A 6341-nucleotide genomic window follows, 5' to 3' on the forward strand; every position below is an offset into this window, starting at 1 on the left:
CTCCTCTTCCGCAGCTCTAGTTTGCACTCCAGCGAGCCGGCTTGTCGCAGTCGCGGCCAAGCGGAGCGCCGGTGTACTTCTCGACATTGCAGATCTGGTTGTTGTAGCCAGATACGCCCATGCCACTATAATCGCCACCGATCAGGTAGTTGTCCGAGCCAGCCATATCGATGCCGGTTTCCTCGTCAACATCGACCCATGCACCATGAGGCACACCGACTACGCCAGGTAACAGCACATCCATAACGGCAGCGTTGCGCAGACCCTTTCCGTACGGCGAACTCAACAACACCGTGTCGCCGTCTTCAATGCCGAGGCTTTCCGCATCGCTGCGAGCCAAGAACACCGGGTTTGCCCACGCCTCGCGCAGCCACGGACAGTTGTCGAACACAGTGTGAGAACGACGCAGATAGTGTGGGTTGAACATCAAGAACGGATACTCACCCTTCTCGCCGCCAACCTTGCCGTCCTTGAACGTGGACTCATAGCCCGTAGGCGGAACGATATAAGTCGGATACGGCTTATACTGCTCGATTCCAGGGAAGCCGAACGACGCCATCAGGTCGTAGCGGGCCTGACAATAAATCTCCAGCTTGCCCGACTTGCTCTTCAGCGGATGTGCATCGGGGTCCTCGACGAACTTCTGGTAGCCGATATAGCCATATTTGTCGCCGTGCTTGCGCGGGAATTGATAGCCGCCGTTTTCCTTCAGCTCTTTCAGCGTAATGACGCCTTTTTGCGGTGTACCCTCGGCGTTGAGGCTCTTGATGTCTTCCGCTGTCAGCGTAACCAGGGTTTTCATCTTGCCATCATCACCCATAACCTTTGCGCCAGCAATCAACTCATAGTGATGCTGGTCTTCGCTTACCGGATACGCAACAGCAGGGTCTTTGCCTATTCCCTTAAGTAACAACGTTCCGATTTCCTGGTCACTTTTCGCTTCGCCCAAAGGTTCAGTAACGCGGGAATAGTACTGAAGATACTCGCGATTCGTTTCCCATGCTCCACCATCGAATCCGCCGAATCCGCCACAACGCTCCCAACGAGTCGTCACGGGAAGAACAATGTCCGAGTAGCGCGCATTCGTTGTCATGAACTGAGCCAGCGTCAGTACGAAATCAACTGCACGATGCGCCTCTATTCCTTCTTTTTGATTTGTCGAAGTCTGCAGCATTGCATCGTTGGTGTGATAGATACACTTGATAGCGCCAAGCTCAACCGGCTGCGGCTTACGGAAGCTTCCGTATTCAAGACATACATTCTGGGTCTTTCCGCCGCCATTTTTAATTACCTCATATATTTGCGCCTGCCGAACACCAATCGAAATCGGATTGCTCGCTTTGCTTGCCGTAGCCTTTCCCGGAGCAACCAATCGCGCACCACCGTTACCAGCATTAGCATGGTAACTGCTTGCGCAGGCATGTCCGGATTTGCCCATATGGCCGCCCATTGCGCCCAATGCCATAAACATCTGCGGAACCATTTCAGCACCATTACAACGAGAGAAGCCATAGTTGTGAAGAAGCATGACCTTATTTTCTTTTGACAGTTTTTTTGCCAAAGAGGTTGTCTGATCAGGAGCTATGCCGCAGATTTGTTCTGCCCATTCCGGCGTCTTAGGCACTCCATCATATTTACCAAGAATGTAATCCTTGAGATTCTCATTGATGGTCTTGTCCTCGGGCATGCTTTCAGCATCAAAGCCAACCGTATATTTGTGCAAAAAATCCCAGTCGACGATGCTACCCTTTTCTTCGTCAAGGCGAATCATTTCATATGCAACCGCCAGCATGAATGCCATGTCTGTTCCAGGGCGAATGGGGATCCATTCTGCATCAAGAGTTTGCGCCGAAGCATTATATACAGGATCGACACAAACAAACTTAGCTCCATGATCGCGTGCGTTCATCCAATAATTAAACGGCGTACCAGCTGCAGACCATGTCGGGTTTGAGGCCCATAGCACAATGTAATCAGCGTTTTCCATGTCGAAGCGGTCGTTGCGCGTGTCGCCATCTCCGGGAGATGTATCGTTCCCTGGTAATCCGCACAACGTCGTATCAAGAGTATAGGTTCCATAAGAGGTGGTATCCCAACCCCTTACAAACCCAGTCAACGCCGCCGGTATTGTAGAATCGCAGTCATAGTAGCAATAGAAGCCCGTGGGGCCGTACTCATCAGAGATGCGCTTGATTTCCTCGGATGCAAGTTTGATTGCCTCATCCCAGCTGATGACTTCCCATTCGTCCTTGCCACGCATCTGGCCGTTGGACTTCTCGCCACCGCCAGGCTGCCAACCCTTGCGCTTGAGCGGATGAAGAATACGGTCGGCGCCAAAGCACTGCTGCTGCTGGGTTTTGCCGCGCACGCAACCGCGCTGCTGCGGATACTCGATGGAGTCCTCGTGCGTGTCGTCGGTCTTCTGACGCACCACGGTGCCGTCCTTGATCATAACCTTGTTCATGCAGCGGCCGCCGCAGTTGTGCCAGCATGCCGCCGGTACCCACTCACCGTCTTTTGCCGGATCGACGGGCAGCTCGTGCTTATCAACTGCCTTAAGGCTCGATTCCGCAGAGCAACCGGTAGCGGTTAGACCAGCCACGCCTGCCATAACAGCAGCGGAGGCACCCAGGAAACCACGACGGGAAATGTTATTGGAATTCACGGTTATATCCCCCTTCGTCCCTATAGCGTGCACGTCGCGTAGAACGCGTAACGAGCGACGGCAACACCGATAACCAGAGCAGCGCACACGACGATCGCAAGCGTCTGCTTGTTTGCGAATTTGGAAGCCAGCAGCGTCAACACAGCAGAAGCGACAGGCGCAACCACCAGACCAGCCACCTGCATGACCGGGCTTACGCCAACAGCCGAAAAGGCCGCAACATCAAGCGCCAGACCGATGGCCAGCGCCACGTCAACAGCAACCATCGTGTATGCAACAGGCTTTTCGGACAGATTCGCGACACCAAGTGCAGCGCACAGACCAAGGCCCATGGCAAGATCGCCCGCCACGAAGCTCAGCACCGTTGCCGGAGCGTTCGTCCAAACGGGATTGCCGAACACGTCGGTGTACGCGGTGCCCATCAGCACCATGCACGCTACGGCAACCACAGCCGTTACCACGCGCAAGGCAAACGGGCTGTCCTTTTTCACAAAGGTGGTGATCATGTCGATAAGAGCCAGCACGAAGAACACGCCGGAAACGGCAACCTCGCGCACCATGCCAGACGCAAAGTTAACGGTTCCGCTTGTCAACGAGCCCATAGCACGCGGGATGCTCTGCACATGCATAGAAGCGGCAATCATGCCGATGGCGAACAAAGCAACTACGACCAGGGGCAAAAGCCACGGGCGATCGCCCGAGCGCTTACGGGCAAAGCACGTTTCAAACACGTACGAGCCCGCAGCCATACCTCCCAGCAGCGTGAATGCAAACAGGGATTCGAGACCCATGTTTCCCTCCTCTATTTCCTTGCGCCCACAGTAGGACGCGCCTCTCGCAAAACACACCTCGCCCGCGCGTTCTGCGTTCTCCTGCTTTTTCCGCGAGATATGCGAATACGCACGAAGAAAGCAGGAGGCTGAATATGATTGTCGGAAATCAGCTGACACCCTCCATGAGCCGTTATAGCAAAATTGTCGTGCGACAATCAATAGTGTCGCACGACAATTTTTTGGTATAATTATTCTATTCTAAGGATATACCGCAAGGGATATGCTCAACTATTTCAGCGGTTCATCAGGCCTTACGTTAAAACCTTCACTGTACGCGCTTGGCACCACAAGCGTGCTGTCATTGTCTTGCATACCCTCATACGTTAGGTGTAGTTTTCGCAAAGCAAGCGCCACCTCATCATGGTTATACTTCTGCGCAACCTCATCAAGGATTTCGGAAACATCACGTTCCGCCTCCATAAGCGTGATGCGCGCACTCTTGCGACATTCCGCCTGAGCCTCCAACGACATAACCCCCTGCAGTTCTTTGGGGATGATCAGGTCGCGCACTTCAACCGATACGATGGAGATACCCCAATCGGATACCTTTTCCTCAACAGCCTCACGCAGTTCCTGATCAAGCTGATGACGACGCATGACCACATTCGACAGCGATGCGCGACCGATGGCATCGCGCAATGCCGTTTGCGCGGAAAGCGCTACGGCAAAGTGGTAATCCTCGACCTCAGTACAAGCCTTTTCAGGATCCCAAACCACCCAAAACAGCACGGCATCGACGTCAAGCGGTACCAAATCGCTGGTCAGCGCCTCTTCGGCGCCAAACGGAGTTGCATTCATGCGCTGATCGACGCGCAGCGTGCAGAACTCAAACAATGGGATGGTGAAAAACAAACCCGGGCCCGCAAGCCGATTAAATCGACCCAGGCGCATGATCACGGCACGCTCCCAGTCCATGCAAACGTGCACCGATGAAAGCGCAGCAAGACCAACTACTGCGGAAAGCAGGATACCTGTGAGCGTCAAGCCAGACGCCAAGACCGCAGATGCTCCCAACATCAACGCAAATGCAACGATAGCCAAGGCTATCGTTATCACCACGGCGCCATTTCGCGTCGCTCTTTTCGTAGGATCGGAGCGATACGCATCGGCTGCAACACCGAATTCCATCTCAGAACGTCGATACGTATCTTTTTGCCCCGGAACGAGCCTCTCGCCGCTATTTCTGGTTTTCATGGCCCCTCTTCATCCTCCTCACACACGCAGACACCAGCTTCGGGATGTCTTCATACGCCATTCCTTGCTCCAAGCAGCTTTTAATGAAATCTTCGGCGAGCGCATTGACCTGCGCATCCCCTTTTTGATTGTTGCCCGGTTCGTTCACGAACACGCCACTGCCCCGAACCGTCGTCACATACCCATCGCGTTCCAATCCCATGTACGCTTTGCTTACCGTGTTGTATGCAATGCGCAAATCGGCAGCGTACTTACGCACCGTGGGCAATTTGTCGCCCGGTTTATAAAAACCCGATGTAATGAGGTATGCCATTCGGTTTCGTAGCTGAACCCACAGCGGTAAGTCACTGTTTTCGTCGAATTCAAACGAAGGCGTTTCCTTTGTCGCTTTCACACGTAGTCTTTCCACCTCACACCAAGGGCTGCACACCTGCAGCCACCACTACCAATCGCAAGCATAGCCCTCCGACAAGCACGAGCACCGAAGCGAACGCCGTTGTCGAAGCACTCAAATGTCGCCTGCTCATCAGGGAAAACATTTCAATCACTATCGGTAATAGTAGCGCACATAAGACAAAGCCACCCCAAAATAGCTGCGAATGTCTACCTGTCAGCACATTGGCGCTCGCTACCGGGGCAAGGCTTGCAAACAGCAGTATCGTCACGAGGAGCTCGAGCACCACGAACACGAAATCAAAGCGCAGCAATTTGACATCCCATTGCCGCACGGCCCGCCAATCCCCACATGAACATATAGCAAACATTATCACCGCACAGCCGCACGAAAGCGCAGACAGAACGAATAGCACCGGTAGCCACATCGTCTGCCAGAATTTCACAGCGACAACGCTTTTCAGCAGCATTCCCGTGTATGTCATAACCACGAACGCGACGGGGATGCCCACGGCTTTTAGGACCCACAGCGCACGCCGCACGTGCGCTCCCAGCGAAAACGCCGCATCACAGAAAGCCGCCAACGAACTTCCCATCAACAGCGACAGCGCGAGCGCGCCAATCGAAATCAAGCTGCTTGTTGGGTATAGCAACAAGTAATAAAACGCATCCGGTCGACCTAAATCAGCGATTAGACACAACACTCCAAGTATCAAAATGCAGAATGTTGCGCCATACACGATTCTCCTTATGCGTTGATATGTTGATTCGCACAACCTTTTCGGCGCATAAGAAACCCTATTACGCTCACCATGCCTACTCCATTTCGACATATTGCACGCAACATCCAACACAGCCAACACGGCATATGCGCCCGCTGCTGTTCCGCCCAGGAATAGGTATACCGCTATCAGCCCGCTAAATGTCATGCGCCCGCCTTTCTTGAACACGGCAAGAATATCACTGTCGCACGACAATTCACAACCATATGAGCCAATGTCCCCATAGCGTTCTAGCTCGCCATCTTTTCAAAGGTGGCGAGCTAGAACGCTATGGGGACAGATTCATTCACGCGATTCAAAAGGAACCCAGGCTGCGCCGCAACCTGTTTGCACGTGCTCCAAGCGCACGCCGAAGGACTGCTCGATAGCACCACGAACGCGACCATCTGTCGGCTCGCCCTGCGCAGCCAAGCGTCCTCGCTCCATCACAAACACCTGGTCGGCAACCGAAAGCGCCAGGTTCAAATCGTGAAT

The 6341-nt window shown here is 53.7% G+C and carries 6 protein-coding genes; all 6 read right to left on the reverse strand.

The features are described 5' to 3' along the window. Positions 1-16 precede the first annotated feature (16 nt). Positions 17-2665: a molybdopterin-dependent oxidoreductase gene (locus tag Q0D52_RS07720; protein WP_294381618.1), complete on the reverse strand. Its 2649-nt coding sequence runs from the start codon at positions 2663-2665 to the stop codon at positions 17-19. Between the two features lie 20 nt (positions 2666-2685). Beyond that, positions 2686-3456, reverse strand: coding sequence for a DmsC/YnfH family molybdoenzyme membrane anchor subunit (locus Q0D52_RS07725; protein ID WP_294381620.1), 771 nt, complete (start codon positions 3454-3456; stop codon positions 2686-2688). Between the two features lie 270 nt (positions 3457-3726). Further along, positions 3727-4692: a slipin family protein gene (locus Q0D52_RS07730; RefSeq protein ID WP_294381622.1), complete on the reverse strand. Its 966-nt coding sequence runs from the start codon at positions 4690-4692 to the stop codon at positions 3727-3729. Beyond that, on the reverse strand, positions 4676-5086 hold the full coding sequence (locus Q0D52_RS07735) for a GntR family transcriptional regulator (protein WP_294381627.1): 411 nt from the start codon (positions 5084-5086) through the stop codon (positions 4676-4678). The genes Q0D52_RS07730 and Q0D52_RS07735 overlap by 17 nt, the downstream gene beginning before the upstream one ends. A 16-nt stretch (positions 5087-5102) precedes the next feature. Further along, entirely contained in the window at positions 5103-6014 is a 912-nt protein-coding gene (gene nrfD / locus Q0D52_RS07740) for an NrfD/PsrC family molybdoenzyme membrane anchor subunit (protein WP_366930337.1), read from the reverse strand. Between the two features lie 135 nt (positions 6015-6149). Further along, positions 6150-6341: hypothetical protein (locus Q0D52_RS07745; RefSeq protein WP_294381628.1), on the reverse strand; the 192-nt coding region annotated here is incomplete at its 5' end.

Source organism: uncultured Senegalimassilia sp. (assembly GCF_934630535.1).
In the GTDB taxonomy this organism is placed as follows: Bacteria; Actinomycetota; Coriobacteriia; order Coriobacteriales; family Eggerthellaceae; genus Senegalimassilia.